The organism is Devosia sp. (assembly GCF_024707125.1).
In the GTDB taxonomy this organism is placed as follows: domain Bacteria; phylum Pseudomonadota; class Alphaproteobacteria; order Rhizobiales; family Devosiaceae; genus Devosia.
In genome coordinates this window covers 220,037-239,260 of the sequence record NZ_JANQAH010000005.1, presented here as the reverse complement: position 1 = coordinate 239,260, position 19,224 = coordinate 220,037, and the positions used below count along the sequence as shown (strand labels likewise).

Annotated in this window: 16 protein-coding genes; 9 read left to right on the top strand and 7 right to left on the bottom strand. The window is 63.2% G+C overall.

Annotated features, from left to right (window positions below):
* Nucleotides 1–226 precede the first annotated feature (226 nt).
* Genes NVV77_RS04655 through NVV77_RS04640 form a run of 4 tightly spaced genes read left to right on the top strand, consistent with a single transcriptional unit; the run spans nt 227 to nt 6,179 of the window.
* Complete coding sequence (locus NVV77_RS04655; protein WP_295411224.1) at nt 227–904, top strand: GntR family transcriptional regulator; 678 nt, start codon at nt 227–229, stop codon at nt 902–904.
* Nucleotides 905–956: 52 nt separating this feature from the next.
* Nucleotides 957–2,786: a hydantoinase B/oxoprolinase family protein gene (locus NVV77_RS04650; RefSeq protein WP_295411221.1), complete on the top strand. Its 1,830-nt coding sequence runs from the start codon at nt 957–959 to the stop codon at nt 2,784–2,786.
* Between the two features lies 1 nt (nt 2,787).
* Nucleotides 2,788–4,821, top strand: a complete 2,034-nt coding sequence (locus NVV77_RS04645) for a hydantoinase/oxoprolinase family protein (protein ID WP_295411219.1) — start codon at nt 2,788–2,790, stop codon at nt 4,819–4,821.
* Nucleotides 4,818–6,179, top strand: coding sequence for a M20/M25/M40 family metallo-hydrolase (locus tag NVV77_RS04640; protein ID WP_295411217.1), 1,362 nt, complete (start codon nt 4,818–4,820; stop codon nt 6,177–6,179). Before NVV77_RS04645 ends, NVV77_RS04640 begins: the two co-directional genes overlap by 4 nt.
* Nucleotides 6,180–6,233: 54 nt before the next feature.
* On the opposite strand, the gene NVV77_RS04635 is transcribed toward NVV77_RS04640, so the two are convergent.
* Nucleotides 6,234–7,220, bottom strand: a complete 987-nt coding sequence (locus NVV77_RS04635; protein ID WP_295411215.1) for an ABC transporter ATP-binding protein — start codon at nt 7,218–7,220, stop codon at nt 6,234–6,236.
* The gene (locus NVV77_RS04630; protein ID WP_295411213.1) at nt 7,210–8,208 is read right to left on the bottom strand and encodes an ABC transporter ATP-binding protein; all 999 of its coding nucleotides are present in this window, start codon (nt 8,206–8,208) and stop codon (nt 7,210–7,212) included. The genes NVV77_RS04635 and NVV77_RS04630 overlap by 11 nt, the downstream gene beginning before the upstream one ends.
* 120 nt (nt 8,209–8,328) lie before the next feature.
* On the opposite strand from NVV77_RS04630, the gene NVV77_RS04625 reads away from it, so the two are divergent.
* The 5 genes from NVV77_RS04625 to NVV77_RS04605 are packed head-to-tail and all read left to right on the top strand — an operon-like array spanning nt 8,329 to nt 13,830.
* Entirely contained in the window at nt 8,329–9,915 is a 1,587-nt protein-coding gene (locus NVV77_RS04625) for an ABC transporter substrate-binding protein (RefSeq protein WP_295411211.1), read from the top strand.
* A 19-nt stretch (nt 9,916–9,934) separates the two neighbouring features.
* Complete coding sequence (locus NVV77_RS04620) at nt 9,935–10,894, top strand: ABC transporter permease (RefSeq protein ID WP_295411209.1); 960 nt, start codon at nt 9,935–9,937, stop codon at nt 10,892–10,894.
* Nucleotides 10,894–11,781 carry an ABC transporter permease gene (locus NVV77_RS04615; RefSeq protein WP_295411206.1) on the top strand — a complete coding sequence of 296 codons (888 nt, stop codon included), beginning with the start codon at nt 10,894–10,896 and terminating at the stop codon, nt 11,779–11,781. Before NVV77_RS04620 ends, NVV77_RS04615 begins: the two co-directional genes overlap by 1 nt.
* Before the next feature lie 3 nt (nt 11,782–11,784).
* Entirely contained in the window at nt 11,785–12,948 is a 1,164-nt protein-coding gene (locus NVV77_RS04610; RefSeq protein WP_295411204.1) for a Xaa-Pro peptidase family protein, read from the top strand.
* Nucleotides 12,949–12,981: 33 nt separating this feature from the next.
* Nucleotides 12,982–13,830: an alpha/beta hydrolase gene (locus tag NVV77_RS04605; protein WP_295411202.1), complete on the top strand. Its 849-nt coding sequence runs from the start codon at nt 12,982–12,984 to the stop codon at nt 13,828–13,830.
* Between the two features lie 62 nt (nt 13,831–13,892).
* Here NVV77_RS04605 and NVV77_RS04600 read toward each other — a convergent pair whose 3' ends face one another.
* Genes NVV77_RS04600 through NVV77_RS04580 form a run of 5 tightly spaced genes read right to left on the bottom strand, consistent with a single transcriptional unit; the run spans nt 13,893 to nt 19,222 of the window.
* Nucleotides 13,893–14,822 (bottom strand): ABC transporter ATP-binding protein, encoded by a 930-nt coding sequence (locus NVV77_RS04600; protein ID WP_295411199.1) that lies wholly within the window; start codon nt 14,820–14,822, stop codon nt 13,893–13,895.
* Between the two features lie 3 nt (nt 14,823–14,825).
* The gene (locus NVV77_RS04595) at nt 14,826–15,620 is read right to left on the bottom strand and encodes an ABC transporter ATP-binding protein (protein ID WP_295411197.1); all 795 of its coding nucleotides are present in this window, start codon (nt 15,618–15,620) and stop codon (nt 14,826–14,828) included.
* Nucleotides 15,617–16,525: an ABC transporter permease gene (locus tag NVV77_RS04590; RefSeq protein WP_295411195.1), complete on the bottom strand. Its 909-nt coding sequence runs from the start codon at nt 16,523–16,525 to the stop codon at nt 15,617–15,619. Before NVV77_RS04590 ends, NVV77_RS04595 begins: the two co-directional genes overlap by 4 nt.
* A gap of 4 nt (nt 16,526–16,529) precedes the next feature.
* Nucleotides 16,530–17,507, bottom strand: coding sequence for an ABC transporter permease (locus NVV77_RS04585; RefSeq protein ID WP_295411193.1), 978 nt, complete (start codon nt 17,505–17,507; stop codon nt 16,530–16,532).
* Nucleotides 17,508–17,566: 59 nt separating this feature from the next.
* Entirely contained in the window at nt 17,567–19,222 is a 1,656-nt protein-coding gene (locus NVV77_RS04580) for an ABC transporter substrate-binding protein (protein WP_295411190.1), read from the bottom strand.
* Between the last annotated feature and the right edge of the window lie 2 nt (nt 19,223–19,224).

Below are 19,224 nucleotides of genomic sequence, written 5' to 3'. Positions count from 1 at the left end.
GCAAAGTGACGGCCCACGATGCCCCAAGATAAATTGTACGACAATCCGGATTGTACGACAATTTTCCGCTAGGCTTTGCGAAACACCCTCGTTACAGTCATTCCAACACGCCGTCGCACCGATTTGACCAAGACGGCCAAATGCAGGATGACCCACCCATTTTCCCTTGGGGCGACCGATACTAATGAGCGACTTGCGTAGAATCTTTCAGGTTGATGCATCGCACATGGCCGATGAGCTGGCGGAGGAGAGCACGCAAACGCGCCAGCTCGCCCGCGATCGGGTTTTTGACTCCGTCCGCACCGCGATCATGGAAGGCCGTATTGCGCCGGACACACGCCTGACCGAGCGCGAACTCTGCGAAGCCTTCGGCATCAGCCGCACCGTGGTGCGCGAAGTCGCGCGCCGGCTCGAAGCCGAAAAGCTGGTCAACGTCATCCCGCATAGCGGCCTCCGCGTCGCGCGGCTGACCCGCAAGCACGTCCACGAAATCTACGAGATCCGCACCGAACTCGAAGCCATCACCGTGCGCAGCTTCCTCGCCTGCGCGACGGACGAAGATATTGCCGCCGCCCAGGATTTTGGCCGCCGTCTCCTCGAAGCCGGCTCGAATGGGGACAAGGTCGGCATGGCCGAAACCATGTCGAAATTCCTGCGCTTCATGACCGATGTCGCGGACAACCAGATCGCTGCCGAAATGCTCGATCAGCTCCGCTCCCGCGTCAACATGCTCCGCATCTACGCCATGGACGAGCCGGGCCAGCTCGAAACCGGCATGGAAGGCGTGCGTGCCATCATCGCCGGCATCACCGCCCGCGATATCGCCGCCGCCGAGCGCGCCACCCGGATCTATGTGCGTCGCTCAGCCGACGCCGTGCTCCGCCATATGGACCGGGATGAATAGTGCCGAGCACGCTCCCGATACTTTCTCTTCTTTTCTCTCTGGAAGGCTTTTGATGACACCGCTCTCATCCGCCATGCCGGCCTTGGCGCCGGATACTGCCCCCATTTGCGATCCGGTGACGCTGGAAATCATCCGCGGGGCGATCATGGCGACCCAGCGCGAAATGGAAGCGCTGATCGAGCGCACCGCGATCTCCGCCTTCATCCGCGAAAAGAAGGACTTTTATACCGCCCTCTTCGACGAGCGCGGCGTCATGGCCGTGGGTTCGATGGTCCCGATCTTCGGCGACCTCACCTCGCCGGTCTTCGAGCATTTTCCGCGCGAGACCATGAAGCCGGGCGATCTCTACTGGTACAATGACTGCTATGGCTCCAAGGGCGCCGTGACCCACTCGAACGACCAGGTGCTGCTCGCCCCGGTCTTCCACGGCGACCGCCTCTGCGCCTTCGTGATGAGCTGGGCACACTTCGCCGATATCGGCGGCCTGCATCCCGGCTCCATCAGCCCCGATGCCACTTCCATCTACCAGGAGGGTATCATCATCCCGCCGACCAAGCTGGTCGATGCGGGCGTGGTCAACGAAATGGCCCTCGCCATCTTCCACCGCAATTCGCGCTTCCCGGCCCAGAGCGAAGGTGACATGTCGGCGCTCATGGCCTCGGTCAAGCTCGGCGTCACCCGCGTTGCCGAAGTCGTCGCGCGCCACGGCGCCGACACGGTCTCGGACGCCCTCGCGCAGCTCCTCGACCGCACCCGCACGCTGGTGCGCCGTCGCCTTGCCGAAACCTTTGACTACGGCACCTACAAGTTCTCCGACCAGATCGACAGCGACGGCCACGGCAATGGCCCATTCAGCCTGCGCTTCGCCATCACCCGCGAAAAGGGTGCCAATGGCGAAGACCGCTTCATTTTCGACGCGACGGAAAGCGACGATCAGGCCCCCGGCCCGGTCAACCTGATCATGAACAAGGGCGTGCCCGGCATGGCGCTTGGGCTCTATTTCCTCGGCGGCGATCCCTCCCAGGTGGTCAACGCCGGCGGCCCGCTCGCCATCGATGAAGTGCGCCTGCGCGAAGGCTCCATCGTCCAACCGCGCTTCCCCGCACCGCTCGGCATGCGCGGCCTCACCATGATGCGCATGCTTGCCGTGCTCAACGGCCTCGTCAATCGCGGCAAGGGCGGCGCCCCGGCGGCCCATTCGGCCTATGTCGTCACCATCATGCGCGGCACGTTTGGCAAGGAAACCGGCACGCCGAAACCCTTCCTCCTCGCTGACGGTATCGGCGTCGGCTATGGCGCCCGCGACTTTGCCGATGGCATCGACGCCGTCTACTTCGTGGCGCAGGAAAACTACCCCGTCGAGTTCCTCGAAGGCGGCTATCCGATCCGTCTGCGCCAATATGGTGTCGTGCCCGATTCCGGCGGCCCCGGCCGCTTCCGCGGCGGTACCGGCATTATCCGCGAGTACGAAATCCTCGCCGATGAGGCTCTCCTTGCCATCCGTATTGACGGCGTCAAGAACCCGCCCTGGGGCTATGCCGGCGGCATGTCTGGTGGCGGCGGCTCCATTGTCGTCAATCCCGGCACGCCCGAAGAGCGCAAGATTCCGCCGCTCTCGGACGGCACGGCCCTCAAGAAGGGCGACATCCTGCGCATCCGCACCGGCGGCGGCGGCGGCATGGGCCACCCCTATGATCGCCCGGCCGAACGCGTGCTCGAAGACGTCCGCGGCGGTTTCGTTACTGCTGAAGCTGCGAAGACCTTCTACGGCGTCGTGATTTCAGACGACCAGCTCGATGTCGAAGCCACAGAAAAGCTGCGCGCCGACCGTCCGGCCACCAAACCCTTCCACCGCAATACCTATATCGATGAGCTCGCCTGATATGGCCACGGAAAAAAGCCCAACCAATCTCGCCGTTGCCGTTGATATCGGTGGCACCTTTACCGACGTCGCCCTGGTCGACGGTTCCGGCCGCTCCTGGCGCGCCAAGACCCCGTCCATCCCGTCCGATCCGTCGGAAGCCTTCCTCAACGGCATCCGCCTTGCTTTGCAGCAGGCCGGCGCCTCGGCTGCCGATCTCGATCAGGTGCTGCACGGCACGACCGTTGCCACCAATATGATCCTTGAAGGCAAGGGCGCGCGCACTGCGCTCGTCACCACGCGCGGCTTCCGCCACGTGCTGGCCATCGGTCGTCAGGATATTCCACGCAAGGCCAATCTCTATACTTGGGTCAAGCCGGTCCCCCCGGTGCCGTCGAGCCGCATCGTCGAAGTCGACGAACGCGTCGCCGCCGGTGGCGCGGTGCTCGAAGCACTCGATGAAGCAACCGTTCGCGCCGCTGCCGAAAAGATCCGCGGCATGAATGTGCAGGCCGTCGCCGTCTGCCTCATCCATGCCTATGCCAATCCGGCGCATGAGCGGCGCGTTGCCGAAATCCTGCGCGAGGAACTGCCCGGCCTCGCCGTCACCGTTTCCAGCGACGTGCTGCCGGTGGTGCGCGAATATGAGCGCAGCCTGACCACCGTGCTCAACGCTACGGTCATGCCGGGCGTGACCACCTATGTGAAAAACCTCGAAAAGCGCCTCGATGACGAAGGCGCTACCCCGCCGCTGATGTTGATGCAGTCCAATGGCGGCGTTGCGGGCGCACCGAAAATCCGCGTCGCCCCCGCCCTCACTGCCCTGTCCGGCCCCGCAGCCGGCGTCGTCGGCGCCCGCGCCGCGGCTGCTGCCTGCGGCATTGAGGACATCATCACCAATGATATCGGCGGCACCTCGGCCGATATCTGCCTCATCAAGGGCGGCCAGATCGGCCTCACCCAGCACGGCGCCGTCGGCGAATGGCCGCTGGCCTTGCCCATGGTCGACATGATCACCATCGGTGCCGGCGGCGGCTCCCTCGCCCGCATCAAGGACGGCGCCCTGACTGTCGGCCCCGAAAGCGCCGGCGCCTGGCCCGGCCCCGCCTGCTACGGCAAGGGTGGCACCGAGCCCACCGTCACCGACGCCCATGTCGCGCTCGGCCAATTGCCTGCACGCCTCCTCGGCGGCAGCATGGTGCTCGATGTCGAGGCCGCCAAGCGCGCGGTGATGACCATCGCCGAGCCGCTCGGGCTCGACCTCGAAACCGCTGCCCGCGGCATCCTCGCCATTGCCGACAACCACATGGTCGGCGCCATGCGCGTGGTCTCGGTCGAGCGTGGCCATGATCCGCGTGATTTCACCCTCGTGCCCTTCGGCGGTGCCGGCCCGCTCCATGGTTGCGCCCTTGCCGATCTTCTGGGGATCAAGAGCGTGCTGATCACCCCTGCCCCCGGCGTGCTCTGCGCCGATGGCCTCCTTGCCGCCGATCTCAAGTCGGAATTTTCGCGTGCCATGGCCATCCCTGGCGCCATGGACCCGGCTGCGACCGAGCCGATCATCGCCGAACTAGAAGCGCAGGCAACCGCCTGGCTCAACGAGGAAGATGTCGCCTCCGAAGTGCGCGTCATCGAACGCGTTGCCCTCCTGCGCTATGCCGGACAAGGCGGCGAAATCGCCGTGGCCTACGCCGCGGACCGTGCGCAGGTGGAAGCCAATTTCCAGGCTGCCCACAAGGCGCTCTACGGCTTCAATCTCGGCGCTCCGATCGAGCTCGTCACCCTGCGTGTTCACGCAACCGGTCTTGCCGCCGTGCCGCCCGCCGTCGAACTGGCACCGGGCACGACGCCTGCGCCGGAAGAGCACACTGCTGTCAGCATCGGCGGCAAACAAGTCGACGTGCCCGTTCTCGATCGCGCAAAACTCGGCGCCGGTGCGACCTTCGCCGGTCCCGTCATCCTGACCCAGCTCGACACCACCACCTTCGTCGCCTCCGGCTGGCAGGGCAAGGTGCATGCCTCGGGCGGCATCATCCTCACCAAGGAAGCAGCATGACCTCGCCCACGCTGAGCCCGGTCTTCTCCCATATCGAAGCCCGGCACGACGAATATATCGCTCGCCTGATCGACTATGTGCGCAATCCCTCGATCAGCGCCCACAATATCGGCATCCGCGAAGTCTCCGAGCTGCTCGTGAAAATGCTCGGCGAGCTGGGCATGGAAGTCGAGGCGATCCCGACCAAGGGCCATCCCTTCGTCCTCGCCCGCTACAATGTCGACCCGGCAAAGCCCACCGTGCTGCTCTACGGCCACTACGACGTGCAGCCGCCCGATCCGCTGGAACTGTGGGAAAGCCCGCCCTTCGAGCCGACCATTCGCAATGGGCGCATCTATGCCCGCGGCGTTGGCGACAACAAGGGCCAGCACTTTGCGCAGATCATGGCCATCGAGGCGCATCTCAAGGTGCATGGCACCCTGCCCTGCAACGTGATCTTCCTCCTTGAAGGCGAGGAAGAGATTGGCTCGCCGCAGATCGCCGATTTCGTCAGGGACTATAAGGATCGCCTCAAGGCCGATTTCGTGGTCACCGCCGATGGCCCCCTGCACGAATCCGGCAATTCGACGCTGACCTATGGCGTGCGCGGCATGACCTCGTTCGAGCTGCGCGTCCGCACCGCCGCCCGCGATGCCCATTCGGGCAATTACGGTGGCGTCATGCCCAACGCCATCTGGACATTGGTGCATCTGCTCTCGACCATGAAGACCTCCGATGGCCGCATCACCATCGACGGCCTGCACAACCAGATCATTCCGCCGACCGAAGCCGACATTGCCGCGACCAAGGCCCTGCCGCTCGACCTGCCGGCATACATGGCCGATATGGGCCTGACCCGCCTCGACGAGCCAGCCGATCGCCCGTTCTGGGACCGGCTGATGTTCCATCCGACCCTCACCATCAACGGCCTTCACGGCGGCTATGGCGGACCGGGCACCAAATCGGTCCTGCCCTGCGAGGCCGTCGCCAAATGCGACATCCGCCTCGTCGAAGCGATGACTTCAGACCATGTCTATGCCTGCGTCAAAGCCCACGTCGCCAAGCATGCGCCCGAGGTTGAGGTCATCACCTATGGCTCCATGCTGCCCTCGCGCACGCCGCTGGACGACCCCTGGGGCAAGCTCATCCAGGAAGCCATTGTTGAAGCCCGCAACGAGCAGCCGCTGGTCTATCCCTCGGCCGGCGGCAGCCTGCCCGACTATGTCTTCACCAAGGTGCTCGGCGTCCCCGCCTTCGTCATGCCCTATGCCAATGCCGACGAAGCCAACCACGCACCCAACGAGAACATGGAAATCGACCTGTTCCTGAAAGGCATCCGCACCGGCGCCGCGCTTCTCGACCGGCTCGGCCGCGTCTAGCTGATTTCACGCATGAAAAAGGCGGCCGGATCGCTCCGGCCGCCTTTTTTTTGCTTACGCGCTGAGCTCAGCCGCCTCGCGCACCGGATGGTAGCAGGCAACGCCGCTGACGCCGGCCGCATCGCTATGCCGCTTCATCTGCGGTTCGTCCTTGCGGCATTCGTCGGTCACGCGCGGACAGCGCGGATTGAAGCGACAGCCCGGCGGCGGATTGACGGGATTGGGCGGCTCGCCACGCGTTGCCTTGCCACGCGCCAGACGCGCCCGCGCCGGATCGGGCTCCAGCGCCGAGCCACGCAGGGCCACTGTGTAGGGATGGTTTGGCGTCACCAGAACCTGATCGGCACCACCCTCTTCGACCGCGCGACCGAGATACATCACCATCACCCGATGCGAGATGGCCCGCACCACGGCGAGGTCGTGGGCGATGAAGATAATCGCAATACCGAGTCGCTTCTGGAGGTCGATCAGCAGGTTCACAACCTGCGCCTGAACCGACACGTCGAGCGCCGAAACCGGCTCGTCGCAGACCAAAACCGAGGGCTCCGCCGCCAGCGCGCGGGCAATACCGATGCGCTGACGCTGGCCACCCGAAAATTCATGTGGAAAACGGCTCGACGCGGCGGGATCAAGACCCACTGCCGTCAAAAGTTCTTCAACCCGTGCCGTGCGCGCCGCGCCCTTGGCGAGCCCATGAACATCGAGCGGTTCAGCCACGATATCGAGCACGGTGCGCCGCGGATTGAGCGACAGATAGGGGTCCTGAAACACCATCTGCACCTGTCGGCGCAGGGCCCGATCCCGCTTGATCGGCGCGCCGCGGAAGAGGATTTCGCCCTCGTCTGGTGTCTCCAGCCCCACGAGCATACGCGCCAGCGTGGACTTGCCGCAGCCGGATTCTCCCACAACGGCCAGCGTTTCGCCCGGCATGACGGCAAGGCTCACGTCCTTCACCGCATGAAACTGCTTGCCAAACACAGCGCCGCCGGCCCTGAAAGTCTTGGAAAGGCCACGGGCCTCGAGGATCGGTTCAGCCGACATGGGCGGTCTCCACGAGCGGATAGTGACAGGCGCGGCTACGTCCCGGAAGATCGCCGACAAGCTCCGGACGAACCTTCGTGCACAATTCGCCTAGATGCGTGCAGCGCGGATTGAAGGCGCAGCCCGGCGGCGGCGCAATCAGGTTGGGCGGCGAACCCTTGATCGGTTCGAGCTTTTCCACCGTCTCGATGCGCGGCGCCGAAGCCATCAGTGCGGCCGTATAGGGGTGGGCCGGCGCACGGAAAATATCGTCGACGCTGCCGGTTTCAACAAGGCGCCCGGCATACATCACGGCGACCCGCTCAGCCATGCGCGCCACGACGCCGAGATCGTGGGTGATGAGCAGAATGGCCATGCCCAGCTCGTCCCGCAGCTCGTCCAAAAGGTCCAGAATCTGGGCCTGAACAGTCACGTCGAGCGCCGTCGTCGGCTCGTCGGCAATCAGCACTTCGGGCTTCAGCGCAATGGCCGAAGCGATGAGAATGCGCTGCCGCATGCCGCCGGAAAACTGGTGCGGATAGTCGTCGATTCGCTTGTCGGCCGAGGCCAGGTGCACCGAGCGCAAAAGCTCGATCGAGCGCTCCCGCGCCTCCTTTTTCGACACGCCGAGATGGGTGCGGTAGAGCTCGCCAAGCTGGTCGCCGATCGACAAAACCGGGTTGAGCGCCGATAGCGCATCCTGGAAAACGAGGCTGATCACACGCCCGCGCAGCTTGCGTTTCTGCTCCTCGTCGGCAGTGAGCAGGTCGTGTCCTGCCAGCTCCATGCGTCGCGCATTGATCGTCGCATTGCCGCGAACGATCCCCATCACCGCGCGCGTCGAAACCGATTTTCCCGAGCCGGATTCCCCCACCAGCGCCAGCACTTCGCCGCGCTTGAGATCGAATGAAACATCGCTAACGGCTTTCACGTCGCCGCGCATGGTGCGGAAGCTGACATCGAGCCCTGACACCGACAGCACTGGGCGCTCGTCTGCCTGTTTCGTCATCAGTGACACTACCTCGCTCAAGAATTGTACGACAATCCTTGACACGGCTTCGGCCGCATCGCAACACTTGGGTGCCAATTCAACAGCGAGACCATGATGATCCGCAATGTTAGGAATGCTTTGACCCGTCGTTCCGTCCTGATGGGCGGGGTCGTTATGGCCATGGGGATGGCCAGCCTGAGCCCCGCCAATGCGCAGGACGCAGCCAGCCGCATCGTCATCGGCACCACCGCCGACGTCGTCAATTTCAACCCGCTCGTCGGCAATAGCCGCTCGGATACCTGGGTCACGAACCTGATGTATCCGCGCCTGATGCAGATGACGGACAAGGGCTCCAAGGACCCCTATGTCGCCACCGATTGGGGCTATTCCGAGGACGGCCTGACCGCCTGGATGGATATCCGCGGCGACATGACCTGGAACGACGGCACGCCCTTCACGGCTGACGACATCGTCTTCACCGTCACCGCGGTCACCACCGAAAAGATCGGCGTGACGGCAGGTCTCATTCCTTCCTTCGTCAGCGCCACGGCCGTCTCGCCGACCCGCGTCGAATTCACGCTGAGCCGTCCGGACTCGACCTTCCTGACCAATATCGGCTTCTGGATGCCGATCGTTCCGAAGCACGCCTTCCCCGAAGTCGGCCAGGTTGCAGCCTTCGCCAATGACAAGGATTGGGTCAGCGTCGGTCCCTTCGCCCTCACCGAAGTCAATGCCGGCCAGAACTACCTGCTGACCGCCGTCGACAACTACCCGCTCGTTGAAGCCGGCAAGGCGACCGTCGACGAAGTCGAATTCCGCGTCTTCCCCGATGTGAACGCCCAGGCCCTGGCGCTGCGCGCCGGCGACCTCGACCTCATCGCCAATTCGCTGCCGGCCCCCATCGCCCGCACGCTTCAGGGTCAGCCGGGCATCACTCTCGCCCAGGCGCCGTCGCTGGGCTGGTCGCACGTCCTCTACAACATGACCGACGAACAGCTCTCCAAGCTCGAAGTCCGTCAGGCGCTGTCCCATGCCGTGGACTACGAGGCCATCCGCGCCATCGCCATGCAGGGCCTTGCCACCTCGACCAATTCCTCGGCCATCTCGCCGGTTCTGAGCTACTGGGCTGACCCGGAAGCCAAGGAATATGCCTTCGATCCGGAACTCTCCAAGAAGATCCTGACCGATGCCGGCTATACCGACGCCAATGGCGACGGCTTCTTCGACGGCCTCGAATTCTCCCTGCTCTACGAACAGAGCGCCGCCGATATCGCCAACTGGGCCCAGATCATGAAGGACGGCGCCACCAAGGCCGGCATCAAGATCAACCTGACCGGTCTCGAGCGTAACACCTACCTGGCCCGTGGCCGCGAGAAGGACTTTGACATCTACGCCGGCAATTGGGCGGTGATGGAAGAGCCGGCCGCCTATCTCGGCCTCGCCTATCGCACCGGCGGCTTCATCAACTATGCCTCGATCTCCGATCCGGATCTGGAAAAGCTGATCGACGAAGCCCAGGCTGCAACGACCCCCGAAGCTGTGAAGGTGCCGGTCCAGGCCGCTGCCAAGCTGATCTCGGAGAAGGTCTACGACAACGTGCTCTACTACCAGACCTTCCAGTTCGCCTATAACAGCGACAAGTGGGACGGTTTCGTGGTTCAGCCCTCTGATCTGCTCTCGCTGGTCAATCCGCTGTCGCTGGCCTCGGTCAAGCCCAAGAACTGACCAGTAGAGACCTGATAACGTGCATCTCACCGGCTATTTTCTGCAACGATTGATACGTGGATTGGTGACCTTCTGGTTCGCCGTGACGGTTACCTTCTTCCTCGTCCGGCTTCTGCCGGGTGACCCGGTGCTGGCTGTTGCCGCACCGGGCATGACCGAGGAAATCCGCCAGACCCAGTTGCAGCAATTCGGTCTGGATCGGCCTCTGCTGGTCCAGTACTTCGCGTATCTGCGCGAGCTCGTTCAGGGCAATCTGGGCGTCTCGTTCCTGCGCAGCCAGCCGGTGAGCCAAGTCTTGATGGAGCGTCTCCCGTGGACGCTCCTTCTTACAGGGTCGGCCCTTCTGCTCACGGTGATCCTCGGCGTGCCGCTTGGCGTCTTGGCGGCCACCCGTGCCCGCGGCTGGGTCGATCAGGTCGTCCAGATTACCGGCGTCGTCGGGCAATCGCTCTTCGTGCCCTCGCTCGGCATCTTGCTCCTCTATACCCTCGGCCTCATGCTCGGCTGGTTCCCCATCGGCGGGGCCGTCAAATCAGGCCTCACGGGCTTTTCCTATTACCTCTCGGTCCTCCACCACCTGATCCTGCCCTGCTTCACGCTCGTTCTCGCGCAGCTCGCCTCCTATGTGCTGACCCTGCGCGCCACGCTGATCGAAGCTCTGGGTGAAGAATATTGCGACCTCGCCCGCGCCAAGGGCACGCGCGAAAACAAGGTGATCTGGAAGCACGCCCTGCGCAACGCGCTCCTCCCCACCACCACCCTGATCGGTCTCCAGATCGGGTTCCTGGTAGGCGGCGCCGTGCTCACCGAAACCATCTACGCCTATCCCGGCGTTGGCCGCGCCATTTACGAGGCCGTCGGCCAGCTCGATTTCCCCGTGCTGCAGGGCGCTTTCGTGCTGCTCGCTGCCACGGTGGTGATCGCGAACCTTGTGACCGACATCGCCTACGGCTTCCTCGACCCGCGGGTGCGTGCCTGATGACTATGACCAACACTTCGACCACCGCGCCCACCCTGCCCCCAGCCGATCTGAAGCCCGCCCAGCGCACCTGGCGCGCCTTCCGGCGCAATCCGCTTGGCATGGGCTCGGCCGCCGTCATCCTGCTCATGGTGCTCGTCGCGCTCATTGCGCCGCTGCTTGCCGAATTCCCCAGCGGCTACGGCATCGAAATCCTGATGCCGCCTTCCGCCGCCCACCCCTTCGGCACCGACGATCTCGGACGTGACGTGTTAGCCCAGGTCATCTGGGGCACCCGCATCAGCATGATCATAGGCTTTGCCTCGTCCTTCCTCGCCATCCTCATCGGCGTGGCCCTGGGCATTCTCGCCGCCTATGCCAAAAGGCTCGACGCGCCGATCTCCATGCTGGTCGACGTCTCCCTCGCCTTACCAGTCCTGCCGCTGATGATCCTCGTTGCGGCGCTCGTGGGCCCTTCAGTCACAACGCTGGTCGTCGTCATCGCGCTCTTCTCGTGGCCCGAAGTGACCCGCATCGTCCGCTCGCAGGCGCTGTCGGTCACGCGCCTCCCCTATGTCGATGCGGCCCGCACCATTGGCGGCTCGCATTTCTGGATTATGACCCGCCATCTTCTGCCCGCCGTGGCGCCGATCATCGTCGTCTCGGTCGTCCTCACAGCCTCGCGCGCCGTGATGTCCGAAGCCGGCCTCTCCTTCCTCGGCCTTGGCGATCCGGAAAGCTGGTCCTGGGGAAAGATACTCTTCAATGCCCAGCGATCGGGCGCACTCACCGTCGCCTGGTGGTGCACGCTCTTCCCCTCGCTGGCCATTCTTCTTCTGGTCGTCTCTTCGACGCTCGTGTCGATCGCCTACAACGACGCCCGCAATCCAAAAACCCGGGAGAACTGAGCCGTGAAGCAACGCCTTTCGCGCGATACCTATGCGCGCATCCAGGATGGGCTGCGCGCCCGCATGGCCGCCCAGGGTTTTGACGGCCTCCTCGTCGACGATCATCACCACGTCGCCTATCTCAGCGGCTTCTTCCACTTTCCCAATGAGCGCCCCGCCGCGATCTGGCTGACGGCCAAGGACTGCATTCTGCTCGTGCCGGCGCTCGAAGCCGACCACGCCGAAAAGCAGAACACCGCTGCCGATTTTGTCGTCTACCCCGAATATCCCGGCATCGAGGACGCCTTCTCGATCCTGCTCTCAAAGCTGAACCCGACCGGCCGCATCGCCTACTCGCCGACCACGCCCGCGGGCCGTGTCAAAAAGTTCGAGCAATTCGCCCCCAATGCCACCTGGGTCATGTCCGAAATCGTCGAGGACGCACGGCTCATAAAATTCCCCGAAGAGATCGTCCTTCACCGCGAGGCCGCTCGTATCTCCGACGCCATGGTAGACGCAGGCCTCCGGCTCATCTGCGACGCTCTGGCCGCTGGCACGCCGCTCCCCAGCGAGGCCGAACTTGCGCGCCATGTCACGAGCTTCGGCACCAAGACCATGTATGCCGAGCACGAAGACGTCGTGGTCGGCCAGATGCTGGCCGGCGGCCTCGTCTATACGGGCAAGAATGCCGCCCTGCCCCATGGCCTGCCCTCGGCCGAACGGGTCAAGCCCGGCGAAACCTTCATCCTCTCGCTCGGCTGCGCCGTTGGCGGCCGCTTTGCCGAGAGCGAGCGCACCTTCGTCATGGGCGAGCCCACGGCCGAGCAGCGCCGCTATTTCGAAGTCGCCACCCGCGCCCAGGCCATCGGCACCGATGCCCTTATCGCCGGCCGTCCCTGTTCGGAAGCCAATCGCATCTGCCTTGATGTCATCCGCGAGGCCGGCATGGCGCAATATCTGCGCCACCGCCAGGGCCATGGCATCGGCATCTGGCTGCATGAGCCGCCGTGGATCGCCGATGGCGACGACAGCCCGCTGCAGCCGGGCATGATCGTCTCGTCCGAACCGGGTCTCTATATCCCCGGCCACGGCGGCTATCGCATTTCCGACACGGTGCTGATCACCGAAACGGGGCCGGAGCGGCTGACCAGCCATCCGCGCACCATCGATGAATGCATCATCGGCTGATCGCTGGATTTCACGACTAAAGAGGAGACTGGAATGGACGTCACCATCAATGGCGCACGCCTGAACATTGAAGTGCTCGGCGGCGACGACAAGAGCAAGCCGGTGATGATCGTTCATCATGGCGCGCCGGGCCTCGGCAGCCATGCCGAACCCAAGGGCTCCTTCGGTCCCTTCTCCGACGAGTATCGCGTCGTCGTCTTCGACGCCCGCGGCAGCGGCGCTTCGGAAGACAAGGCGCCCTTCACCCACGAACAATGGGCGGCCGACGTCGATGCCATCCGTGAATGGATCGGCGCCGAAAAGATCATCATGGCCGGCGGGTCCTATGGCGGTTTCATCTCGATGGAATATGCCATCCGCTATCCCGACCGCGTCCTCGCCATGGTGCTGCGCGATACCTCGGCCGACAATGCACACCGCGAACTCTCGCGCGCCAATGCCCTGGCCTCGCCGCGCATCGAGGTCGATCTCGACCTCTTCAACCGCATCATGGCCGGCACGACCCGCGACAATGAAGACCTCAAGGCCGCCTGGGCGCATATCCTGCCGCTCTACGACCATGACCTCGACATGGACAAGGTGCACTCCCGCGTCGCCAACACGCCCTATCACTATGCGACGCACAATTTTGCCTTCGCCGTGAACCAGGAAAACTACGACCTCAAGCCGCACCTGCCAGGCATCAAGGTCCCGACCCTGATCACCGTGGGCCGCCACGATTGGATCACCCCGGTCGCCGCCTCCGAGACCATCCATCGCCTGATCCCTGGCTCGGAACTGGTCATCTTCGAAAATTCGGGCCACGCCCCACAGGTCGAAGAGGCCCCTAAATTCCAGCAGACGGTCCGCGACTTCCTCCGCCGCGCCCTCGGCAAGGCCTGACAGGCCAAACGCACGACCGGCGCAAACTTGCGCCGGTCTCGCACAGACAATGACGGCCTAGCCTAGACTGTGTCGAACTTGCGCACAAAGTGGCCGGGCTGCACTTCCATCACCTCAGGCGAGGTTTTTCGCGCCAGCGCCCGCACCGCCTGGGCCTCGCTGGCAAAGGACTTGGCGCCCGTTCCATCGAGTTTCACCTTCGGATCCGGCACAGCCGAGAGCAGCAGCTTGGTATAGGGGTGTTGCGGGGTGGAGATCACCAGGTTCGGCGGTCCCCATTCCACCACCTGCCCCGCATACATGATGGCAATGTCATCGGCGATGAACTGCGCCGTCGCGATGTCATGCGTGATGTAGAGGAAGGTAATCGACCGCGTCTCCTTCATCCGCCGCATCAGGTCGAGCACGGAACGACGGATCGAAACGTCGAGCATGGACGTCGGCTCGTCGGCAATGATCAGTTCCGCGCCCACGGCCAGGGCGCGGGCGAGATTGACGCGCTGGCGCTGCCCGCCCGAAAGCTCGTGCGGGTATTTTTCGAGCGTTACCGAAGGGTCGAGTTCCACATCGGCGCAGACCGCTTCCACCGCAGAATTGAGCGCGGCGCCATGCAGCTTCTTGTGCAGCATCAGCGGCCGCTCAAGATGATGCCGGATCGTGTGCGCCGGATTGAGCGCCGAGAACGGGTCCTGGAACACCATCTGCACGCTGCGCAGATAATCGAGCTTGTCGGCACGCGAGCGCATGCCGGCAATATCCCGCCCTTTGAAGGCAATAGTGCCCGAAGAGAGCTGGAAAAGCCGCGCCACGGCCCGGCCGAGCGTCGACTTGCCGGAGCCGCTTTCCCCCACCACGGCCAGGGCTTTACCCGGCCGGATCGTGAGCGAGATATTGTTGAGCGCCACCACTTCATGGGCCGCGCCCAGCATGGGCTTCATGTGGAAGATCTTGGTCGCGCCTTCGATCCGAAGCAGTTCTGAAACCTGCTGCATGGTTCAAGCCCTCGTCAGCAGCGGCATGGAGGACCAGAGCCGCCTGGTATAGTCGTGTTGCGGATTGGCGATGAGTTCGGCCGAAGGCGCCACTTCCACCAGCTTGCCTTCGAGCATGATGGCGATGCGATCGGCGAATTGCCCCATCAACGCCAGATCGTGCGTGATGAAGAGGATCGAAAACCCGAACTTGCGCTTGAGCTCGACGATTTCCTGCAGGATTTCGCGCTGCACCACCACGTCGAGCGCCGTCGTCGGTTCGTCCATGATGATCAGTTTTGGCTCCAGCGCCAAAGCAATGGCCAAGACCACGCGCTGGCGCATGCCGCCCGAAAGCTGGTGCGGATAGTCATCGAGCCGGCTCTGCGGAATGCCGATCAATGCCAGCAGTTCGCTGGCACGGGCCCGCGCCTCCGCCGTCGAAACGCCGGTATGCCGCACGATCACGTCGCGGAACTGTTCAAAGATCGTCAGCACCGGATTGAGCGAATTCATGGCGCTCTGGAACACCATGGAGACACTCGACCAACGCCACTGCCGAAGCCGCTCCGGCGTCATGGCGAGGACGTCCTCGCCATCAAGGGTGATCGAACCCTCGGAGATGATGGCCGGCGGACGATGCAAACGCATCAGCGCCAGAGCGATCGTGCTCTTGCCCGACCCCGACTCACCCGCCAGCCCCAGCACTTCGCCGCGGCCGATAGAAAAGTCGACGCCCTTCACCGCTGTGAACAGCCCTTTGGCCGTGAGAAAATCAACTTTCAGCCCGCGCACATCAAGCAATGGTTTGTCGGTCATGGCTTAACCTCCGCGAGACGCTGCTGGTCGATTTTCTTCTGCGCCTTGATGGCCGCGGCTACGGTGCCAAGGGTCCTCAATCGCGGATTGGAGATTTCGTCGACACCGAAATTGAGCAGCGACAGCCCGACGCCGATACCAGCGACGGCCACAGCCGGCACCAGCACTTCCCACCAGGCCCCCACGCTGATCGCCGAGGCATTTTGAGCGTGGTAGAGCATGGTGCCCCAGGAGACCGACATGGGATTGCCAAGGCCCAGGAATTCCAGCGTTGCCTGCGTGATGATCGTGTAGGTCACCGAGCCGATGAAATTGAAGCCGATGATCGAGAGCAGGTTGGGCAAGAGCTCAACGAAGATCATCCGCGTCGGCCGCTCCCCGATGAGTTCAGAGGCCAGAATATATTCGCGATTGCGCAGGGTCAGGGTTTGCGAGCGGGTAACGCGCGCGCCCCAGGCCCAGGATGTCATGCCGATGATGATGGCGATGACAGCCGGATTGGTCTGGCCCATGAAGGCGGCGATGACCAGCAACAGCGGCAATTGCGGAATGACCAGCACCACATTGGTGAAGAAGGTCACGATCTCGTCGATCCAGCCACCGAAATAACCGGCGGCAATGCCGAGCACCGTGCCGATCAAGACGATGATGATGCCAGCGAAGAAGCCCACGGCGAGTGAAGTGCGCGTGCCATAGATGAGCTGGGCAAAGACATCGCGCCCCATGCGGGTGGTGCCGAGCAATTCCTCGGGATTAGGCGGCTGATGCGGCCGGCCAACACGCTGCATCGGGTCGAGATTGAGCAGCAGGGGCCCGAAAATGGCCACGGCGACATAGAGCAGCACAATGATGAGGCCGATGAGAGCCTTCTTGTTGCGCAGGAAAACTTTGAGCGTTTCGAACATGGTCTCAGGCCTTCCGCAGGCGTGGATCGAGGAAGACGTAGAGAAGATCGACCGCGAGGTTCGCGAGGAGCGTCGCAAAGGTCATGATCAACAACTGTCCCTGGATCAGCGGATAGTCGCGCGTGACGATGCCGATATAGAGGGTCTGGCCGAGGCCGGGATAGTTGAACACCACTTCGGTCACCAGCGACCCGCCGAGAATGGCGCCAAGCGTCAGGCCGAGCGAAGTTACCGAGGGCAGCAGCGCATTGCGCGCCGCATAATTGAGCTGCACGCGCCGGTCCGAGAGCCCCTTCGCCAGCCCCATGGTCACATGATCCTCGCCCAATTGGCCGATCATGTTGTTGCGCATGGTGACGAGATAGCCGCCGACAAAGACCACCATCAGCGAGCAGATCGGCATCAACCCATGCAGCGCCACGCTACCGAAAAATTCCCAGCTCCAGGCCGGATCAAGCGCGGGCGCAAAGGCGTAGCCAGTGGGCAGCCATTTCAGCGCCACGCCGAAAATGAAGAGTGCGGTCAGCGCGATCACCACCGCCGGGGTTGCCTGCAAGGCCAGCGAAACCGGCGTCACCACCGCATCGAACATGCCCCCGCGCCGCCAGGCGGCAAAGGTGCCGATGATCGACCCGACACAGAAAGCCAGCAGCGTCGCGGTCCCTGCCAGCAGCAGCGTCCAGGGCAGCGCATAGGCCAGAACCTGGTTCACCTTCTGCGGATAGAAGCGGATGGAATAGCCGAGGTCACCGGTAAAGACCGACTTCATATAGTCGAGAAACTGCAGGTGCAGCGGGCCCGAGGCAAAGCCGAAGGTCGCGATCAGCGCGTCGCGCGCTTCCGGCGTCAACGTGCTGTTCTGCTGAGCGAACATGACGTCGATGGGATTGCCCGGCATCAGCCGCGGCAGGGCGAAATTCACGGTGGCGGCCACGAGGAAGGCCACGAGATAGAAGGCTATCCGGCGGATAACGAAGTTCATCGCACTCTCCAAAAGAGCAAGACGGCGCAGCCGAAGCCGCGCCGCCTTTCTTCAAGGGATTACTTGACTGGGGAGAGTGCCAGCAGATGCAGCAGGCGTTCCGGCACGCCGGCATAGACCACCGGACGAGCGACCGGATTGTCGGCATTGAAGAAGCCGGTGAAGCGGGTCGTGTTGTATTCGTACCAGAGCGGGTTGTTGAACACGTTGATCAGCGGCATGTCGGCGGCGATCAGGGCCAAAACCTTCTTCATGGCTTCGCTCTGCTCGGCCGCGTCGGTCGTGGCGTTGAAAGCATCAAGCGCCGCGTCGAGTTCGGGATTGGCATAACGTGAAGAGGCAAAGCGGTTCTGCCCGACATTGCGCGAGTGCAGCGAGGAGTCGAGGAAGAAGTGCGGGCTGACGCCGGTCGCGACAGCGTTGAGCGCAGCTTCATACTTGCCCGAGATCAGCGCATCGGTCCAGGCCGGGCTCTCCGGCGTTGCCATCGAGGCATTGATGCCCACTTCGGCAAGGCCTTCGATGGCCAGCTGCACCGTGTTCACCCAGTCGGTCCAGCCATTGGGCACGATGATTTCGAAGGCGATCGGCAGGCCGCTCGGGGTTTCGAGGAAGCCGTCGCCATCCTTGTCGGCATAGCCAGAGTCGGCCAGCAACGTCTTGGCAGCTTCGATATTGAACTGCGCAAACTGGCCGAATTCAGCTTCCGCTTCGACATTGTTCCACACGTCATAGGCCTGGCCGAGGCCGGACGCATATTCGTTGGCGGTCGGATAGCCATAGCCGGCAATATCAACCATTGCCTGGCGGTCCATGGCCATGGAGAAGGCGCGGCGGAAGTCGACGTCGCTAAAGGCTTCCTTGAGGCCCGCGTCTTCGCTTTCCATGTTGAGCGAGAAATAGACCGGCGAGCCGGCCGGGAACCAGTAGCCGCGGTGATCCGGATCACCGGCAAGATAGGTGCGTTCGATGTCGGGCAGGAAGGAACCGAACCAGTCGAGCTCGCCATTGGCGGCCATGGTCAGCACCTGATCATTGTTCGACACCTGCGGCATGCGCATGCAGTCGACTTCCAGTTCTGCATTGTCCCAATAATTGGGATTGCGGCACTGGATATATTCCTGCGGCGTGAAGCGGCGGATTTCGGTCAGCGGGCCCGAACCGACCGGATTGGGGTTGGTGAAGGTGACCGGATCGGCGACACCCGACCAGACATGCTCGGGCACCACATAGGTCTGCACGATCTGGTAGATCAGGCCGGCATCAACCTGCTTGAACTTGAAGGTGACGGTCTTGTCGTCAGCGGCTTCAACGCTTTCGAGCTTGGGCCATACGGCACGCAGGTCGAGAGCGGGGAATTCCTTGATCATGTTGAAGGTGAAGGCCACGTCCTTGGCCGTCAGCGGTTCGCCGTCCGACCATTTTGCGCCATCGCGCATCGTAAAGGTCAGCGAGAGCCCGTCTTCGGAATATTCATATGCCGACGCCAGGCGATAGTTGGCTTCGCCGCCCTTGATGGCGTTGAACACGACCAGCGGCTCATACATGAAATCCTGCACGGTCGGCAGAACCGTGGTGGCATTCATCGGGTTGTAGTTTTCAACCCAGGCGGTCAGCTGCTGCGGCACCGCCGTCAGAATGGCTTCCTGTGCATGGGCAGCAGGCAGGCCAACCGCGCCGGCCAATAGCACGAGCGTCGTCTTCTTCAGAGACATAT

Excerpts from the sequence above, each read along its gene's own strand:
- NVV77_RS04655 (WP_295411224.1), top strand. The coding sequence starts at position 227 with ATGGCCGATGAGCTGGCGGAGGAGAGCACGCAAACGCGCCAGCTCGCC.
- NVV77_RS04650 (WP_295411221.1), top strand. The coding sequence starts at position 957 with ATGACACCGCTCTCATCCGCCATGCCGGCCTTGGCGCCGGATACTGCC.
- NVV77_RS04645 (WP_295411219.1), top strand. The coding sequence starts at position 2,788 with ATGGCCACGGAAAAAAGCCCAACCAATCTCGCCGTTGCCGTTGATATC.
- NVV77_RS04640 (WP_295411217.1), top strand. The coding sequence starts at position 4,818 with ATGACCTCGCCCACGCTGAGCCCGGTCTTCTCCCATATCGAAGCCCGG.
- NVV77_RS04635 (WP_295411215.1), bottom strand. The coding sequence starts at position 7,220 with ATGTCGGCTGAACCGATCCTCGAGGCCCGTGGCCTTTCCAAGACTTTC.
- NVV77_RS04630 (WP_295411213.1), bottom strand. The coding sequence starts at position 8,208 with ATGACGAAACAGGCAGACGAGCGCCCAGTGCTGTCGGTGTCAGGGCTC.
- NVV77_RS04615 (WP_295411206.1), top strand. The coding sequence starts at position 10,894 with ATGACTATGACCAACACTTCGACCACCGCGCCCACCCTGCCCCCAGCC.
- NVV77_RS04605 (WP_295411202.1), top strand. The coding sequence starts at position 12,982 with ATGGACGTCACCATCAATGGCGCACGCCTGAACATTGAAGTGCTCGGC.
- NVV77_RS04600 (WP_295411199.1), bottom strand. The coding sequence starts at position 14,822 with ATGCAGCAGGTTTCAGAACTGCTTCGGATCGAAGGCGCGACCAAGATC.
- NVV77_RS04595 (WP_295411197.1), bottom strand. The coding sequence starts at position 15,620 with ATGACCGACAAACCATTGCTTGATGTGCGCGGGCTGAAAGTTGATTTT.
- NVV77_RS04590 (WP_295411195.1), bottom strand. The coding sequence starts at position 16,525 with ATGTTCGAAACGCTCAAAGTTTTCCTGCGCAACAAGAAGGCTCTCATC.
- NVV77_RS04585 (WP_295411193.1), bottom strand. The coding sequence starts at position 17,507 with ATGAACTTCGTTATCCGCCGGATAGCCTTCTATCTCGTGGCCTTCCTC.
- NVV77_RS04580 (WP_295411190.1), bottom strand. The coding sequence starts at position 19,222 with ATGTCTCTGAAGAAGACGACGCTCGTGCTATTGGCCGGCGCGGTTGGC.